General features: G+C 39.3%; 9 protein-coding genes. 4 read left to right on the top strand and 5 right to left on the bottom strand.

Annotated elements, in window-relative coordinates:
• Positions 1 to 50 precede the first annotated feature (50 nt).
• Genes HMPREF1210_RS10590 through HMPREF1210_RS10600 form a run of 3 tightly spaced genes read left to right on the top strand, consistent with a single transcriptional unit; the run spans position 51 to position 3,818 of the window.
• Positions 51 to 1,373 carry a response regulator gene (locus HMPREF1210_RS10590; RefSeq protein ID WP_016428676.1) on the top strand — a complete coding sequence of 441 codons (1,323 nt, stop codon included), beginning with the start codon at positions 51 to 53 and terminating at the stop codon, positions 1,371 to 1,373.
• Positions 1,370 to 2,413 carry a HEAT repeat domain-containing protein gene (locus HMPREF1210_RS10595; RefSeq protein WP_016428677.1) on the top strand — a complete coding sequence of 348 codons (1,044 nt, stop codon included), beginning with the start codon at positions 1,370 to 1,372 and terminating at the stop codon, positions 2,411 to 2,413. The genes HMPREF1210_RS10590 and HMPREF1210_RS10595 overlap by 4 nt, the downstream gene beginning before the upstream one ends.
• A complete protein-coding gene (locus HMPREF1210_RS10600) occupies positions 2,406 to 3,818 on the top strand; it encodes a glycosyltransferase (RefSeq protein WP_016428678.1) in 1,413 nt (470 codons plus the stop codon). The genes HMPREF1210_RS10595 and HMPREF1210_RS10600 overlap by 8 nt, the downstream gene beginning before the upstream one ends.
• Positions 3,819 to 3,854: 36 nt before the next feature.
• Here the strand turns inward: HMPREF1210_RS10600 and HMPREF1210_RS10605 are convergent, their stop codons facing one another.
• The 4 genes from HMPREF1210_RS10605 to HMPREF1210_RS10620 all read right to left on the bottom strand — a co-directional run bounded on the left by HMPREF1210_RS10605 (position 3,855) and on the right by HMPREF1210_RS10620 (position 11,690).
• The gene (locus tag HMPREF1210_RS10605; protein WP_016428679.1) at positions 3,855 to 7,088 is read right to left on the bottom strand and encodes a hypothetical protein; all 3,234 of its coding nucleotides are present in this window, start codon (positions 7,086 to 7,088) and stop codon (positions 3,855 to 3,857) included.
• A 592-nt stretch (positions 7,089 to 7,680) separates the two neighbouring features.
• A complete protein-coding gene (helD, locus tag HMPREF1210_RS10610; protein ID WP_016428680.1) occupies positions 7,681 to 10,008 on the bottom strand; it encodes an RNA polymerase recycling motor HelD in 2,328 nt (775 codons plus the stop codon).
• A gap of 289 nt (positions 10,009 to 10,297) precedes the next feature.
• Positions 10,298 to 10,861, bottom strand: a complete 564-nt coding sequence (locus HMPREF1210_RS10615) for a DUF4256 domain-containing protein (protein ID WP_016428681.1) — start codon at positions 10,859 to 10,861, stop codon at positions 10,298 to 10,300.
• Positions 10,862 to 11,309: 448 nt separating this feature from the next.
• Positions 11,310 to 11,690 carry a hypothetical protein gene (locus HMPREF1210_RS10620; RefSeq protein ID WP_016428683.1) on the bottom strand — a complete coding sequence of 127 codons (381 nt, stop codon included), beginning with the start codon at positions 11,688 to 11,690 and terminating at the stop codon, positions 11,310 to 11,312.
• Positions 11,691 to 11,866: 176 nt separating this feature from the next.
• Here HMPREF1210_RS10620 and HMPREF1210_RS10625 point away from each other — a divergent pair, with 176 nt between their 5' ends.
• On the top strand, positions 11,867 to 13,195 hold the full coding sequence (locus tag HMPREF1210_RS10625) for a PD-(D/E)XK nuclease family protein (protein WP_016428684.1): 1,329 nt from the start codon (positions 11,867 to 11,869) through the stop codon (positions 13,193 to 13,195).
• A gap of 94 nt (positions 13,196 to 13,289) precedes the next feature.
• Here the strand turns inward: HMPREF1210_RS10625 and HMPREF1210_RS10630 are convergent, their stop codons facing one another.
• On the bottom strand, positions 13,290 to 15,323 hold the full coding sequence (locus HMPREF1210_RS10630) for an HNH endonuclease signature motif containing protein (RefSeq protein WP_016428685.1): 2,034 nt from the start codon (positions 15,321 to 15,323) through the stop codon (positions 13,290 to 13,292).
• Positions 15,324 to 15,354: the final 31 nt, after the last annotated feature.

Below are 15,354 nucleotides of genomic sequence, written 5' to 3' on the forward strand. Positions count from 1 at the left end.
ATTTACTCTATTTTGTTATACTTAACATTCAAAGTTTGGAGGTGCACAATATGGATCAACACATTCCATTAATTGAATCTAAATCTCAACATCGGGATGAGGTGTTAATTTTACTTATTGACCCAAATATTGATTTTGTCATGGACATGAAAGATTCCTTTGACCGACATTCTATTTCTGTTTTAATTGCAACGACCGCTTCAAAAGGAATTGAATATTTCCATACCGTCAATCCAGATTTCGTTCTTATTGAAGCAAACCTGCCCGATAAAAGTGGATTTGATGTATTGCTGGAAATCAAAGATATTTCACGAGATCGATCTATACCAACCGCGATTATCTCTTCCAATCAATTAAAAGAAAATCGAATACGCGCATATGAACTAGGGGCAATAGATTTTATCAGAAAACCGATTGATTTGGATATTTTCATTCCCTTTATATTAAACCGCGTGGCTTTTAGAAAGTCGATTACGAATAAATTACTCGTTGACGAATTAACTGGTGCATACAACAGGAAACAATTTTATATAACCAAGTCTTCTCTTTATAATCGCTACAAAATATCCAATGAATCTTTTTCAATTGCTCTCATTGACTTCGACTTATTTAAAGATTTCAATAATATTTATGGCCAGCAAAAAGGAAATGAAGTGCTACAATCTTTTGTTCAGATTGCCCAACAGACCCTACGTACAAAGATAGACGTATTCCGTTTTGGTAGTGATGAATTTGTCTTATTGATTCGCCATAAATCAGCTATTGTTGCTGCAAATATCGTAGAAGATATCGCTGAACAGATGCGAGATCTTTGGAATATCACCTTTTCAGCTGGGATATCAGAATGGTTTCCTTCTACTCATATCGACGGAACTTTGCTGAAGCAGGCTGACCGTGCTTTACAACAAGCCAAAAAAGCAGGCAGAAATTCCATTCATGTGTATGATGAAAATTCGTTTGCCAGTTCCCTCGCTAGCCGCTTAATGATACATATCGTTGATGATGATGCGATGGTTCGAGCATTACTTGAAAGGCAGTTCTCTGCATGGCAATCGGATACTTTTGATATTAGTGTCCACTGCTACAATGACGGCTTTGAGTTTTCGGAATCAAATTGGTATACACCACAGGATTATCACGTTGTCATGCTGGATGGTGTAATGCCCAAAATGGACGGATTAGAAGTCCTACACATTGTGAAGAAAAAAGTGCAATCCGAACGTGTGCTAATTGCTATGTTGACTGACAGAAAAAATAACCAAGATATTTTGCACGCCCTCAATTCGGGCGCAGATGACTACATGCTGAAACCTTTTCATCCACAAGAGGTATTGGCCCGTATCCAGCGTCTAGTCAATAGGTTATTCCTATGAATATCCTACTTACTTTTTTTATCATTCTATTTGTTGTTTTGGCTCTTTCCCAGCTGCTACTGCTGTTATTTTTAGTAAGCAAGAAAATGAAAAAAAGCAAGCGAGAAATGCATGAAGACCATATTTACAAAGAAACCATGCCTTTGTTTATTCAGTATTTATATAATGATCAAGATGTATATATCCCTCTTCCCCCTGAAGAGTATCGTGTTGCAGAGAAATTGTTCAGTGATAGTATGGCGATTACAACAGATGAAGGATTGCAGCACAAGATCCGCGAGAGCGCTACATACTATTTAAGTTCATACTATAAAAGAGTACTGAATACTGGGGCTTGGCCGGCTCGTGTAAATGCACTATATTATATAGAAAATTTTCGAATGGAATCTTTACAGCCCATTCTTAAACGAAGACTGGAAGAAATCAAAATTCATGACGAAGAAAAGCAGCAATTGATACGCACCTTGGCAGCCATAGGCGATCTGTCCATTTTAGCGTATTTAGAAAAAGATCAATCAGCGACTGAAACAGTTTTTCTATCAGCGTTTACTCGCTTCCCTGACGATGTAATCCCACAGGCAGTTGAGTATGTTTCGCTTCATGGCAGTTCAAAAGCTGTCAGTTCTTTGTTAATGTATTTTGGGCTTTCGAAGAAACTGGAATATTTGCAACTCGTTGAGGAAAAATTGTTTCATGAACTTCCGGAAATGCGCATTCAAGCATTGAAAGCAATTTTCAGGATGAGCTACTTATCAGATACCAAGTTTCTGGAACCATTTTTCAAGTCCGAAATTTGGGAAGAGCGGATGTTTGCAGCAAAAATTGTAGGCGCATTGACCCTACCACAATTTGAAAGTGAACTTAGTGAGTTTCTTGGAGATCCTGTTTGGTGGGTTCGCTATTCAACAGCAGATGCTATATTGCAAACGTTTGGTGAGAGCAAGCTGCTTGAACTTTCACAAAGCCACCCTGATCCGTATGCCAGAGATATGGCATCTCAGTGTTTAAAGCTAGATAGAGAGGTTCCGTCTTATGTCTGATATTTGGATTAGGTTGTTTCAATTTTTTGCGCTAATGATTATCATTTATATGTCTTTTACGGCATTAAGCTATGTTGTCTTATTTCTACTGTCTTTACGGAAAGTGTTAAGGGAAGGCAGACTGGATAAGAAAGAGACTCTGGAAGATTTGGCTATTAGTGAAAGTACGATACCCGTTTCCATAATTGTTCCTGCTTATAATGAAGAGATTGGGGTCATCAGTACCGTCCGATCATTATTGACTTTGCAATACCCACAATATGAAATCATTGTGGTGGATGATGGCTCCAAGGATCAAACTCTTTCCAAATTGATAGACGAGTACGGATTGGTAGTGGTGGATCATGCAATTCGAAAGCATATCCATACTAAGCCTATCCGTAAAGTGTATAAATCCCCCATATTCCCTAATTTAGTCGTAATCTCCAAAGAAAACGGCGGTAAAGCAGATGCATTAAACAGTGGGATTAATTTAGCCAATTACCCGTTCTTTTGTGCGATTGACGGGGATTCCATATTGGAACAAGATGCATTATTAAAAGCAATGAAACCTATCCTTGCGGCAGATGGGAAAATTATTGCTGTTGGTGGATCCATCCGTGTTGCAAATGGCACAACGATAGCCAGAAGCAAAATAGAAGTGATTGAGCTCTCCAGTAAACCTTTGGTCATCATGCAAATTGTAGAATATTTCCGTGCGTTTTTGATTGGGCGTTTGGGATTCAGCAGATTCAATCAGCTATTGATTATCTCGGGGGCATTCGGAGTTTTTCGTAAGGACAAGGTGATTCATATTGGCGGCTACCAAGAAGGTACTGTTGGAGAAGATATGGAATTGATCGTCAGGCTCCAGCGAATGATTCGTGAGGAAAAACTGGCAGACCGGATTGAATATATACCGGATCCTGTCTGCTGGACAGAAGCCCCTGAGTCTTTCAATGATTTACGGTCGCAGCGTGTTCGATGGCAAACAGGTTTAGCTGAAACGCTTTATACACATCGAAAAATGCTCTTTAATCCAAGGTTTGGTACCATTGGCTTTGTCACATTTCCTTATTTTTTATTTGTGGAATTGCTTGGAGCAGTGTTCGAATTCATCGGATATTTACTGATTATTTTTGGGTTGTTATTTGACTTCCTCGACCCTGCAGTAGTCTTCACCCTATTCCTGGTAACGGTCATGTATGGCTCCTTTGTTTCATCGCTTGCTGTCCTAATGGAAGAGATGACTATGCATAAGTATCCGAAAGTCTCTCATTTGGTGAAGCTGTTCTTTTGGTCACTAACCGAGAGTTTCTGGTACCGTCCAATTATGGTTATTTGGCGTATTGAAGGTTTAATTGTCTTTTTCACCAAAAAAGCAGAATGGGGACAAATGCAGCGAAAAGGTATATCTACAGATTAAAAAGAGGTTGTGCATACGCTGCACAACCTCTTTTCTTTATGGTGTTTTGCTGAATGTTTCTTGTAGGATTAGATATGATTGTTTCAAACGCTCGCTTGAATAAGGTAGCTCCCATGCTTCCCACCGATAGCGAGACACTTCATCGACACTAATGCTAGTTGAGGTGCTTGAAGGGAAAGTCTGGATTACTTGACCCTGATTGTCCGTCACTCCAAGGGCGATTCCAATATCATCGATTTGCTGCTTGGCATCCATGCCATCGACGTATACATCACCAAAAACTTCTTTGGAACTAGGATCTTTAATATTCAACAATAGCCACGGTATGCGAATTTCCATCACACCTGTTGATGGATCGACATAATAATCTGCTAAGGAGTCATAATCCGGTGAATCAGGATTGGAATTTCCAAAACGCATTTTCCCAGTCTCATATGAAGAAAACGGGAACGACTCTCCTGTATCCGGTCTTGTAATGCCTTTATTAAGCGGTAAGCGGATTTCATTGAACAAACCACTGTTTTTAGTAGGTTTTGTTGTTGCTGAATCCATCATATTTAGTTCAATTCCGTATTGATAGTAGAAAACGTCGTAGTAAGCATCTACTTTCATTCTTGCCTCTTCTGTGGACTGGATAGATAACCAGAAATCAGCAAATGGCTGATTAAAAGTAACATCTCCCAATTCATCTACACGATCATTTCCACTGCCAGGATTAACGTCAAACAGCAATTGCGGTTTGGTGTTTTTCAGCCAATCCGTCCCAGGTTTGCCGTCAATCCTCACATATAGAAAACGTTCATCACTAGTGGCATAAAGTGCAGTAATCGGCCCTTTTCCAGACTGGTACATCGGGTCTGCATCTGCCCAATCCTCTATATCGCCATCTGTTTTTATGAGCATACGATCAAAATTCAGGAGACCAAAATTCTGTTCATTCGTTTGTGCATTTGACCAAAATGGACGGCGATCTGCATTGTCTAAATCCATGGTATTCCACGTTCTCTTAAACCATTCATCTTGCCAAGTAAACACAAGACCACCCATCATGCCTTCTTGAATAATATCCTCATAAAGACTAGAAAGGTAGTTACCTTGCTCTTGCTCGGTATGAAAGCCTTGGTTCCATCCAAATGGATTCACATGTGTAAGTCCACGTGATGCAGGAAGTCCAAATTCTGCAATAAGTACAGGCATTTTATGGGACGCTTTTAAATCATGTAAATAACCCGCATAGTTATTTTTCTCTCCCCGGTGGTCAATATACTCAGTGTACCGTTCCTCCAAATTTAAAAAATCTGGATAGTATGGATAGACGTGATAGGAAGCAAACATTCCTGGCATTGAAAGATTTTCTTTATAATGCATATGGTTTGGATCGACACTTGCCAAATCCTCCTGTTCCAAAGGTTCAGCTGGTTGTTCTATATTGTCGGTCGAGACCCAGTTAGTAAAGCTCATCGGTCTCGTCCATTTATACGTTTCCGCTTCATACACAGTCAATTGATCCATTTGCTGGGCTATCCATAATTCAAATCCAACGGCATTGGTTGTTTGAATATATTCCCCATTATATTGGTCCATTCCCTTGTATTTCGTTGCCATATTATCCACCATGAATGGATACCATTCAATCCCAATCATCCACCCAATCACATACGGCGAAATATCGGCTTTATAAGTCCCATAAGCATGGCCAGGTTCTTTTGCAACTTCGGCATTTCCATGAATCACATCAGTAATTTTCTGGAATTCTTTTTGGAAACGATCCGTGATTTCCGGTGTAAATGCATCGAGTGTTTCTTCCAAAGGTGCTTCATCAACCCATACCCCATGAAATACATAGAGCGGCTTTTCATGAGATTCATTGTATTCCTTCAATGCTTCATAAAAAGCAGGGGGATGAAGCGTGTAAATTCGTATGGTATTGGCATTCATTTCTCCAATTTGTTTAAACCATCTTGCATACTCACCTTTTGTAATAGCTGCTTCCCCAGGGAAAGTTCCCGGTTTCCCCATTCCGATATTGACGCCTTTAACCGTTAATGTCTTCCATTCCCCATTTGTATATACGTCAAAACGATCGCCATTTACTTTGGCTGAGTAATTCAGACCAAGTTCATTTTGAAGAACAGCAGGTTTATGTATCAATTGTTTGTCTTTGCTATCAGCGTCTTTCACATCTTCCAAAAGTACTTTCATCATTGGGACGTATGTTTTCCAAAAGAAGCTTTGTTCAGGGTAAACAAAATCGAAGGTAAACCATTCTTTTATTTTTGTCATTCCACTATATTGATAGATTGAAGGAATATCATTCGTGTCTACGAAATCACCTGCAAAATAGTACGAACTTGTTGCATCCTGTTTCTTTTCAATTACTGCCGGAAAACGGGATGGAATTCCCCATTCGTCAAGCAATGCTTGTCCCTGTTTATTTACAGGGAGTTCGAAATAAGCCAATACATTATTTTCATCCACAGCTTCGGTTATATCAAACCAATACCTGTATGGAGATTCTCCGTCCAAGTTAAATTTCTTCTCGCCATTTTGTGTAAACCTCAAGTTAATGGATGCTTCTTCGACATCGCCATTTTCAAGTGACAATACACGGACCATTTCTGTATTCTCTTCAATGAACACAAGGCCTTCTCCTGCAAATGACCACTTTTGATTGCCAGCCGCTTCATAGGAGTCAACTAGCCATTGTGGTATTTCCCCGTTGTCATTGGACAATTCTTTAAAGTAGCGGCCAGTCCACCCTTTTTGCTCAAACCCTAAATATTTAGATACTTCCTTCCGCACTAAAGGTTCCGTCGGTGATGAGATTGAATTAAACTCCATGATCAATGGTACATCATTTTGATCAACAGCCTGTTGAATTGACGTCCACTCACCAGAGCTTAAGCCTCCCTCGATTTTATCACTCCGTTTCTCTTTCTCGGATTCATAGATTCCATAAGTGTCTGCGACGTAAATCATATCAGCAGAACTTAAATCCTCAGGCAATCCACGTACACTTTCACTTTTGCCATCAAAGGTCACTCCAGCATAGTCTTCCTTTTCACTATAGGAATCTCCATTCGTTTTATTAATATGGGTATGGTTAAGCAACCATGTCAGACCTTTATGTTCACGCAAATCCCCGTTCGGAACGGTCTTATCCAGAATAACAATATCCAAATTTTGTGCATGCCGTTCTTCCCATAGCCATACGGCAAGCGGCAATAGCAGGACAAAAAGAAATAAGACAATCCACTTTATAAATCTCATATAACCGCACCAACTCTCAATTTATAGAATCTGCAATTCACTTACCCTTTCATTCCATCTAAAGAAGAAACCGAAAAAGAAGCCTCTGCTCTCAGAGGATCAGGGCTTCCGGGTAGTTTACTAAGAATTTTCGTTTCTTCATTCCTTGACCATATTTACTATTCAAGATTATCCCCTAATAATTAGGAAACTTCTGCGAGCAACTCTCGAAATTGATAAATAGATATCCTCCATATAACAATACTGAAACAAAGAATCACATTAATGACCATCGTGCAAAACATATAGATAAACGTGTCCGAAGACTGTTCGGGAAATCATTACATTAAGCTCCAAACTAATTTCCAATATTCACTAAAGATTCTAACATACAAAAGGAACTTAAGAGTACGTTGTTCCAATAAAAACAAATTAACGATGCAGGAACAAAGGTTTCTCGCAAATTCTATTTTTTGATAAAGCTTCAAATAATCGAAATATGAGATTGGATTTAATAAAACATACAGCTATAGGGATGCCTCGCATAGAAATGACTGAGCGACCGCACACCGACGAAAACAAAACCTTTTCTACTTTTTTCATTCAATTGTAGTTAATAAGCTGAATTCGGAAATTCAAGTAAAAATGGAGTGGGTTCTCCCAGGCTATAGAGTTGTAAGTGATGCATTGCTCGCGTGCAAACGGTATAGAAGACGCGGCGCAAGCTTTCGTCTCCATAGACATGCGTTGATGCATCGTACACAATGACCGCTTCAAATTCAATGCCTTTTGATAAGTACGACGGAATGACAACAACCACTTGTTCGTATTCCATAGAGCCCGTCGTCATCAATTTCAAGCCAGGAACAGTAGATAACCCTTCATAGGCATGACTACTTTCCTCAACGGATTTACAAATGATTGCAATACTCTGGTAGCCACACTCTTGCAACTGCTCTACATTCCTGATGATGTGTTGATGAAGTTCTTCTGTACTGTGTACTCGTTCTAAGCGAGGGCTCTCTCCTTCGCGTTCAAATGGAATAATTCGATCACCGTTTGGTATAAGTTTTCTGGTGAAGTCGACGATCGGCTTTGTCGAACGATAGCTTCGGGCTAGATAAATGACCGTTGTTTCGTTGGGTCCGTACAAATCCAATAGAGACTGGAAATCATTCGTTTGACGAGCATGCGCAAAAATCGCTTGATTAAAGTCACCCAGCACCGTCATTCGCGCGGCAGGAAATATGCGTTTGATAAATCCAAACTGAAAAGGCGAATAGTCTTGCGCTTCATCTATCACAACTTGTTTAATGGAACGATTAGTCTGGAATCCAAGAATCAACTCTTTTAAATAGACGTACGGTGTCGCATCTTCATACAACAGGTTACCTTCATCGAGCGCTTCACATGTTCGTTCACAAATTGCCGGCCAGTCTTGAGGCAACTCGTATGATGAGAAGCTCCGCATGTTTGTAGGGTTTCCAAAAAGCTGTCTGTAAAGTTGTTTGATATCCACAAACTGAAACGCTCGAATTCGTTTTCGCAAAGTGTTGAGTTTTTGACGGACGATTAACTGCGCGAGTGCTTTTGGGCTCATGTCGTAATCCGCCATCGTCTCTCTTTCATAGCCATGTTTCTTGGCTAAGTACCGATGCGCTTTATGATAGTCATCATTACTTAACGAGTCCATTTTTTCTTGGACCCACGGTTTTTGCCACTCTTCTTTCGCCACTTGAGCTATTTGTTCAATCAGCCAGTCCCTTAATTTCTCGATTCGATTGAGGAGCCGAAGTGACGTGTGGTGCTCATAAAATCGATCTTCCATTTGCTTTGCGCTCACCATGAGTTTTCCGCGAAAGCGAAGATCCTGGAAACACATACCAGCGTTTTCCAAAGAACTGTGATAGGTATTGATGGCATCAAAATAATCTGTTGAAGCTTTCCATTCAATACTGGCCAATCGCGTGTAGTAGGAAGGATCTTTCGTTTTTGTGTAGACATATTCTAATTGATCGAATGGATTCTCGACTTGAAATTGTTGATCGAGCCGTTGATGCAGATATTGTTGAAAAGTCACTTGGTGCATGTTTACTTCTCCGAGTTCTGGAAGCACATTGGCGACGTAGCTGTTAAACATGGAATTTGGGGAAAATAAAATGATTTGATCGCTCGTCAGACTATCTCGATAGTGGTATAGCAAATAAGCAATTCGTTGCAGCGCGACCGATGTCTTGCCACTCCCAGCTGCACCATGCACAATTAACAATTTCCCGTGGTCATGACGAACAATTTGGTTTTGCTCCTGTTGAATGGTGGCGACAATTGAATGCATCTGCTTATCAGTGCCTTTTCCAAGCACTTGTTGCAAAATCTCATCACCAATTGTTAGAGTTGTGTCAAGTATCGATTCCAACGTGCCATCACGAATTATATATTGCCACTTTTTTTCTAATTCCCCTTCAATGTAGTCTCCTGGAATCGTATATTTCGCAGGACCCGGCTGATAATCGTAATACACGCTCGAGATCGGTGCTCGCCAGTCGTAAATGAGAAGATCATCTCCACTTGCGTCTTTAAGTGTGGAGATGCCGATGTAGATTTGTTCAGGCGAGGATGTGCCGTCTTCTAAAAAATCAATTCGACCGAAATAAGGGATTTTTTGCATACGCTGGAGTGTAGCTAAACGTTTTGATGTATGGCGATGCAAGCTTTGACTGACAGCTAACGCTTCTGCTTCTTGACGCAAACCAATAATCGTTTCTAAATAATCATCAAATGAATCTGTACTTACTTTCACTTCGTCCCAAAAATGCTTCCGAATGTTGATGACTTCTTTTTTTCGTCGTGACGTATCTCCATCAAGTGTCTGCATTTCGTTTGAGATGACGTCCATAACATGGTCCAATCGTTGTTGTTCCTGATGCAGTTCCAGTTTCATCGCAATCGCCCCTTAAAAAGTTTAATCAAAACGCTTGACTATTGACGAATTGGTATTGTATACTTATAGTAAGGAATACTATATCAATTCGAAAATTTAAGCATATCTATATAACTGTATCATATTTAATAAAACCTGTCACTAGTCGAAACGCTCTTGCGGCTCGATTTCTATAGAAAAAACGACCTTGATCCTCAAGGTCGTTTTTTTATTTTTATTGAATTGTTGTGAAATTTTGATTGAACATATATCAAGGCTATCTGAGATAAACCCTGCTATCCATATAACTTTAAACCTTCAATAATCCTCTAAACCCTCTCGCAGCATAATACGAATCGGCTCCATTGTGATACACAAAGACCGTGTCATAGCGACGATCACAGAACAGTGCGCCGCCGAGTTTGCGGATATTGTCTGGCGTTTGGATCCAACTGGATGTCTTGGTGTCAAATTCGCCAAGCGTCTGGAGGTGTCGGTACCGTTCTTCGGTTAACAATTCAATGCCCATTTCCGACGCTACGTCTAACGCGGTATTTTCAGGTTTGAATTTTTTGCGTGCTTCGAGGGCTGCGCGGTCGTAGCAGAGACTTCTGCGCTCTTTCGGACTTTCTTTGGCACAGTCGCAGAAAAGGTACTCGACAGCTTCTTCATCGTAGCCGATGACATCCGGTTCCCCGCCAGTTCGTTCCATTTCGTTAAGGGACCAAAGCTTTTCCGGACTGTCTTCTAGCTTGGCTTGCACGTCCTGCCAGTTGACTCCTTCATGGCGTTCTGTGTGTTTTTCAAAGCGTTTCTGTAGTGTTTCGAGTAATTTGTTTTGCTCTTCAGTTGATAAGTTTTTGGTTGGGCTCAACGCTCTTCTCTCCTTTATCGAGTTTCTAGTATTTATGTTATAGCGTTTTTACTTTTTTCACAAATTGGTATCTTTTTTTCTGCACTTTAAGATTTTAGAATCGTACTCATCCATTAAAAATCCAGTCTATAGAAAACCGATTTTCCTGCAGGTTTTTGTTTGACCATCTTTCGGTGCCACCCACGTGGATTTAAAGCCCCATTTTACCCCTTATTTATTGAATTGGAACAAAAATGTGATAGACGTTAAAATTTTAGAAGCTACTACTTCACTTTCCGATAAGCCCTTCGCTCTGCATACTCACTACAAGCAACACAGACGTTCAACACATCATTGCGATCATTGCGATATTTCAGTAATGGACTAATTTTTCGTTTACAAATTGCACAAGGCTTTTTAAAAAACCCAAACATTTATATCCCTCTTTCGTTTAGTTTTACAAAATTCGTTAGGTTTTCGATCGGAACCCTGGCACGATAAACCATATTTCACCAACCTGCTCATTTAATTCGTTGTACTCTGCCACAGTACCATTGTGTAACTCAATCAAATTCTCATAATTTTTCCGATAAGCCTCTAAACCTGCGACCATCACTTTCTGTGAGCGTAGTTCCAAATCTTTAAAATATGTTGTCACATTCATTTCCTTTTCGTTTAATGCTACTTCTGTTGATTTAAGTTCCGTAGTATATGAATCCATCATTCTTTTTAACATAAGCATTCGGTCATGTTCTTGCTTTTCACTAAAGTATTGAAAACCTACAAATACTAGATTAATCACTATGTAAATGCCAACAATAGACCCAACCAACTTTGCAATCGAATTCATTTTACACCTCACGACAATTTACCAAACTTCCCCTCTATTATAATTGTGAAATCTAGAAACTTTTGTCGATTCTTGTCTATAACTTTAAAAACCCTCAATTTCGTGTCAGTTCCTAGGGTAATTATGAGATTCATATAGTAAAATAATTTATAATCATTAACTCTGGAGGTAGCCTTTTGACACAACATGCACAACAACTTTTATCGTTACTTGAAGACTCCATAGAATTCGCCAAATTGAACAATCATTTTAAGAGATTCAATCCATTTAAGATTTTATCGGTGGATCAACTTGAAATACGTCATTCGAATTTCTTGGTGTGGATGTTGAATCCTAAAGGGAATCATAATCTAGGAGATTTCTTTTTAAAGAAACTTCTAGCAAAAGCTTTCGTCCATCCAAATAATCTGGAGGATCCGAACAAACTTGCCCATCTTAATCCATTGAATTTAGTCAACCTCAATTTTCAGGATGTCATCGTCCACAAAGAACTCTTAACATCAATTAATCAACGGATCGATATTTTGGCTGTGTCTGAAAGCAATAAAACCGTTATTCTTATTGAAAATAAGTTTTGGTCTAAAGAATCTTTTAATCAATTGAAAAATTACTTAGCGTTTGTTAACGAAAAATTCGAGGGCTATACGATTGTTCCTATATATTTAACAATGTTGGAAGACCCTCCATCGGAAGACGAATATTTAATGCTTACTTATAGGAATATATTAAGTACGTTGAAGGATTATGTGGTTTTGAACGAGGCCTTTATGAATGACGAAGTGCACTCATTCATTTCTTACTACATAGAAGTATTGGCAGATCAATTGGAGGAGAACGAAGAACTAAACCAATCTGCCTTGTCCATTTATCAAGACCATAAAGATGCAGTAGACCTGCTATATACTTCCGTCAATAAAAAATCTTCCATGAAAGCAGTGAATCATCAGTTGATTTCAACTGCAACAGTGGACGAAGCGGTCTTGAAAAAACTATACATGGAAAACAAGGAAGCCATCGATTATATCGTCAAAGTCGGCAACAGCATTATGTCCGAAGCCTTCAAAGCCTTTGCAGCTTCTAAAGGAATGGAAAGTGACAACTTCACTGCTCATCACCGTCTCCCTTCGTTCGTTGAAAAAGAATGGGCAGCAGCACATAACCGTGAAGACTTACGACAAAAGTGGTGGCTCGATCGAGGATTGATTGCCTGGTTTGCAAACAGCAATAACCGCCTCATGTTAAAAGTCGAAGTTGGCCCACTCCATCAGGAAAAACGTGTGGAACTTTTACAAGCTCTTAAAAATGAAGGCATACTAATTCGCGACATATCCTTCGAAGACGGTAAAAAATACACTGGCATTTATACCAGTTTCCTTCCTTTATCTAATTGGGAGTCAAAAGAGACAATCAGTCAGACCATGATGAAAATGTATGAAAATACTGAGTACCAGGAACTGAATGAGCAAATTAAACGGGCATTGACTACTCTAGATTCCCAAAAATAAATCCCAATTGAATTAACTCCATATTAAAAACCGACTGAAGTATTTTCAGTCGGTTTCTTAAAATAAGCAGGATCAATAGTCTTTGAGCTCTAAATTAAATTCTAGGCTCTAAATGATAATTTGTATGAATTTTAAGCATGCCTTTCTTATTCTTAAATTGAGGCACACCATCATTCCAATTCAAATCTTCATAACCACCGTTTTCATAGTGCAAAACTTTATGATGGTGAGGGCAAACAACAATGACATTTTGATAAGAATCCAGCAGCAGATCGGATTCATCGTTTGTGGATGTTGCTGTCGAGAGTTGAATGATATGATGAACTTCGACATACTCCCGCCTATTCTCCATCCGGATGACGGGTACCCCGTCCGAATCCTCACAAAGTTGGCAACGATCTAGATATAGCTCCTTCAACAACTTCACCAACTCACGACTTCTATTCCGTTTTTCTTCAACTACTTGGGTCTTTCCAAGTGCGCTTTGAACATTCTTTAACCTTGAAAGTAAATCTTCTCGAACATCCAATGCCACATTAGGATCGACTTCCTCTGCTACAAAATCTTCAGGAGGATTGTAGATTCGTTCGAAGCCCCATGACTCAATCAATTCTGTCACGGTTCGTTCGAATCTCACGCCATAGAAATAGAGTTTGGCATAGAAAATGGAATTACTTGGGATGAATATAAAATTATCTTTTATGACGTAATGATTCTCAATGAATGAAATAAACTCTTCTTCTTTATCAATATCCACTATGTAATTTCGCCAGTCATATGGTTTATAGCCTTCATTCAGGTTTTCGTATAAAACCCTCTTTAACCCATAGGTCTCCCATAAATAATCCGTTAAATTCATTTCTTTTTTGTAAGCTTGTAGAGATAGTGCGCTATAAAAAGGATCATATGAGCTAATGTAAACTTCTCCCGGCGCTACAGCATATCTTTGAACTAGCAATGAACGGTACTTTTCAAATGTATTCGTCTGCGGTATGCGCTTGTAAGGAAGCCCGAAATGCTCAATGAAATCTTTCAAAGAGAATCCTCGGTTTTTTGCTAACATAACGATACGAGAATACTGGTTTGAGCTCAAGGGAATTTTGACAGTGCCTAGCTCCTCATCATAAAACGATTTCAAGATATCAAGAATTTCATCATCACCAATAAAACGACGGTCGATTATTCGCAGATGTTGAATTCCAAAGTGTTCTAAAAGTTTTTCATGATTAAAGCCATGTGTTTTCCCTTGTGTCAATTCTCGAATGAGGCGCATTTCATTATCGTCCATACCTCTTTCTTCATATCCGTCTTTTAATGCACTTTCGAGTAGTTGTTTTAATCTTTCCAAATCATAAGGTTGAAACACGTGATATAACTGGCGTTTGAGAGCCTTTTGCAACTCGACAGTGCCATTGAAGACTACTTTCATGTGTCGATTATTATTAACAAGAAATACAAATTGCTCATTCTCATTAGAATAGATGCGATACTTTGTATTCGTAGAGTCATTTGAAACCTCAAATCGAATAATCATTTCAAGGAAAATACTTTCCTCTTCCACCGTCAAATCCTCTTCAACCCAACTGGCATTAGATTTACGTCTACGCTTCAATAATGATCCGATTGCTTGACGACTTACTCCGAACAACTCTGCCCACTCTGTCTGCTTAACGCTAAATTCATTCATTAACTGTTCCATGGTTTTCACATCATAAACATTATTCCCATCAGGAACAACTATCGTCCCTGCCGGGATACGATTGTAGTAAAACCCCATCGACTCAACGAACGACTCTACATTCATTCCTTTTGTACGTGATGCATAAAACAAACGTCGATATAAGACAGGATGGTCCGTACTTAACTTCAGAACAATTCGATCCGGAAAGGTAGCTTGGAGTTCCTCAATAAAGCTATCATAGGCTGCATTCTTTGATTCATTTGGCTTACGTACTTGCGTAAAACCATTAGATGCCAACCAATCAATTAGTTTCATCCCTTGTATTTCAGCCTTTTCCTTTGCCAACCTGTACAAGTGGTTATCCTTTTTATGAAGTGAAATGACCATCCTATCTGGATATAAAGTTGTTAGCCTGCCTATTATATACTCAGTCATTTTGTCATTCATCGTCTTCACCTTCTCTTTATCTGTTTCAAAA

The organism is Paenisporosarcina sp. HGH0030, assembly GCF_000411295.1.
Classification (GTDB): domain Bacteria; phylum Bacillota; class Bacilli; order Bacillales_A; family Planococcaceae; genus Paenisporosarcina.

Bases quoted from the DNA above. Each gene is read 5' to 3' on its own strand.
- HMPREF1210_RS10590 (WP_016428676.1), top strand. From the start codon at position 51: ATGGATCAACACATTCCATTAATTGAATCTAAATCTCAACATCGGGAT.
- HMPREF1210_RS10595 (WP_016428677.1), top strand. From the start codon at position 1,370: ATGAATATCCTACTTACTTTTTTTATCATTCTATTTGTTGTTTTGGCT.
- HMPREF1210_RS10600 (WP_016428678.1), top strand. From the start codon at position 2,406: ATGTCTGATATTTGGATTAGGTTGTTTCAATTTTTTGCGCTAATGATT.
- HMPREF1210_RS10605 (WP_016428679.1), bottom strand. From the start codon at position 7,088: ATGAGATTTATAAAGTGGATTGTCTTATTTCTTTTTGTCCTGCTATTG.
- helD (WP_016428680.1), bottom strand. From the start codon at position 10,008: ATGAAACTGGAACTGCATCAGGAACAACAACGATTGGACCATGTTATG.
- HMPREF1210_RS10620 (WP_016428683.1), bottom strand. From the start codon at position 11,690: ATGAATTCGATTGCAAAGTTGGTTGGGTCTATTGTTGGCATTTACATA.
- HMPREF1210_RS10630 (WP_016428685.1), bottom strand. From the start codon at position 15,323: ATGAATGACAAAATGACTGAGTATATAATAGGCAGGCTAACAACTTTA.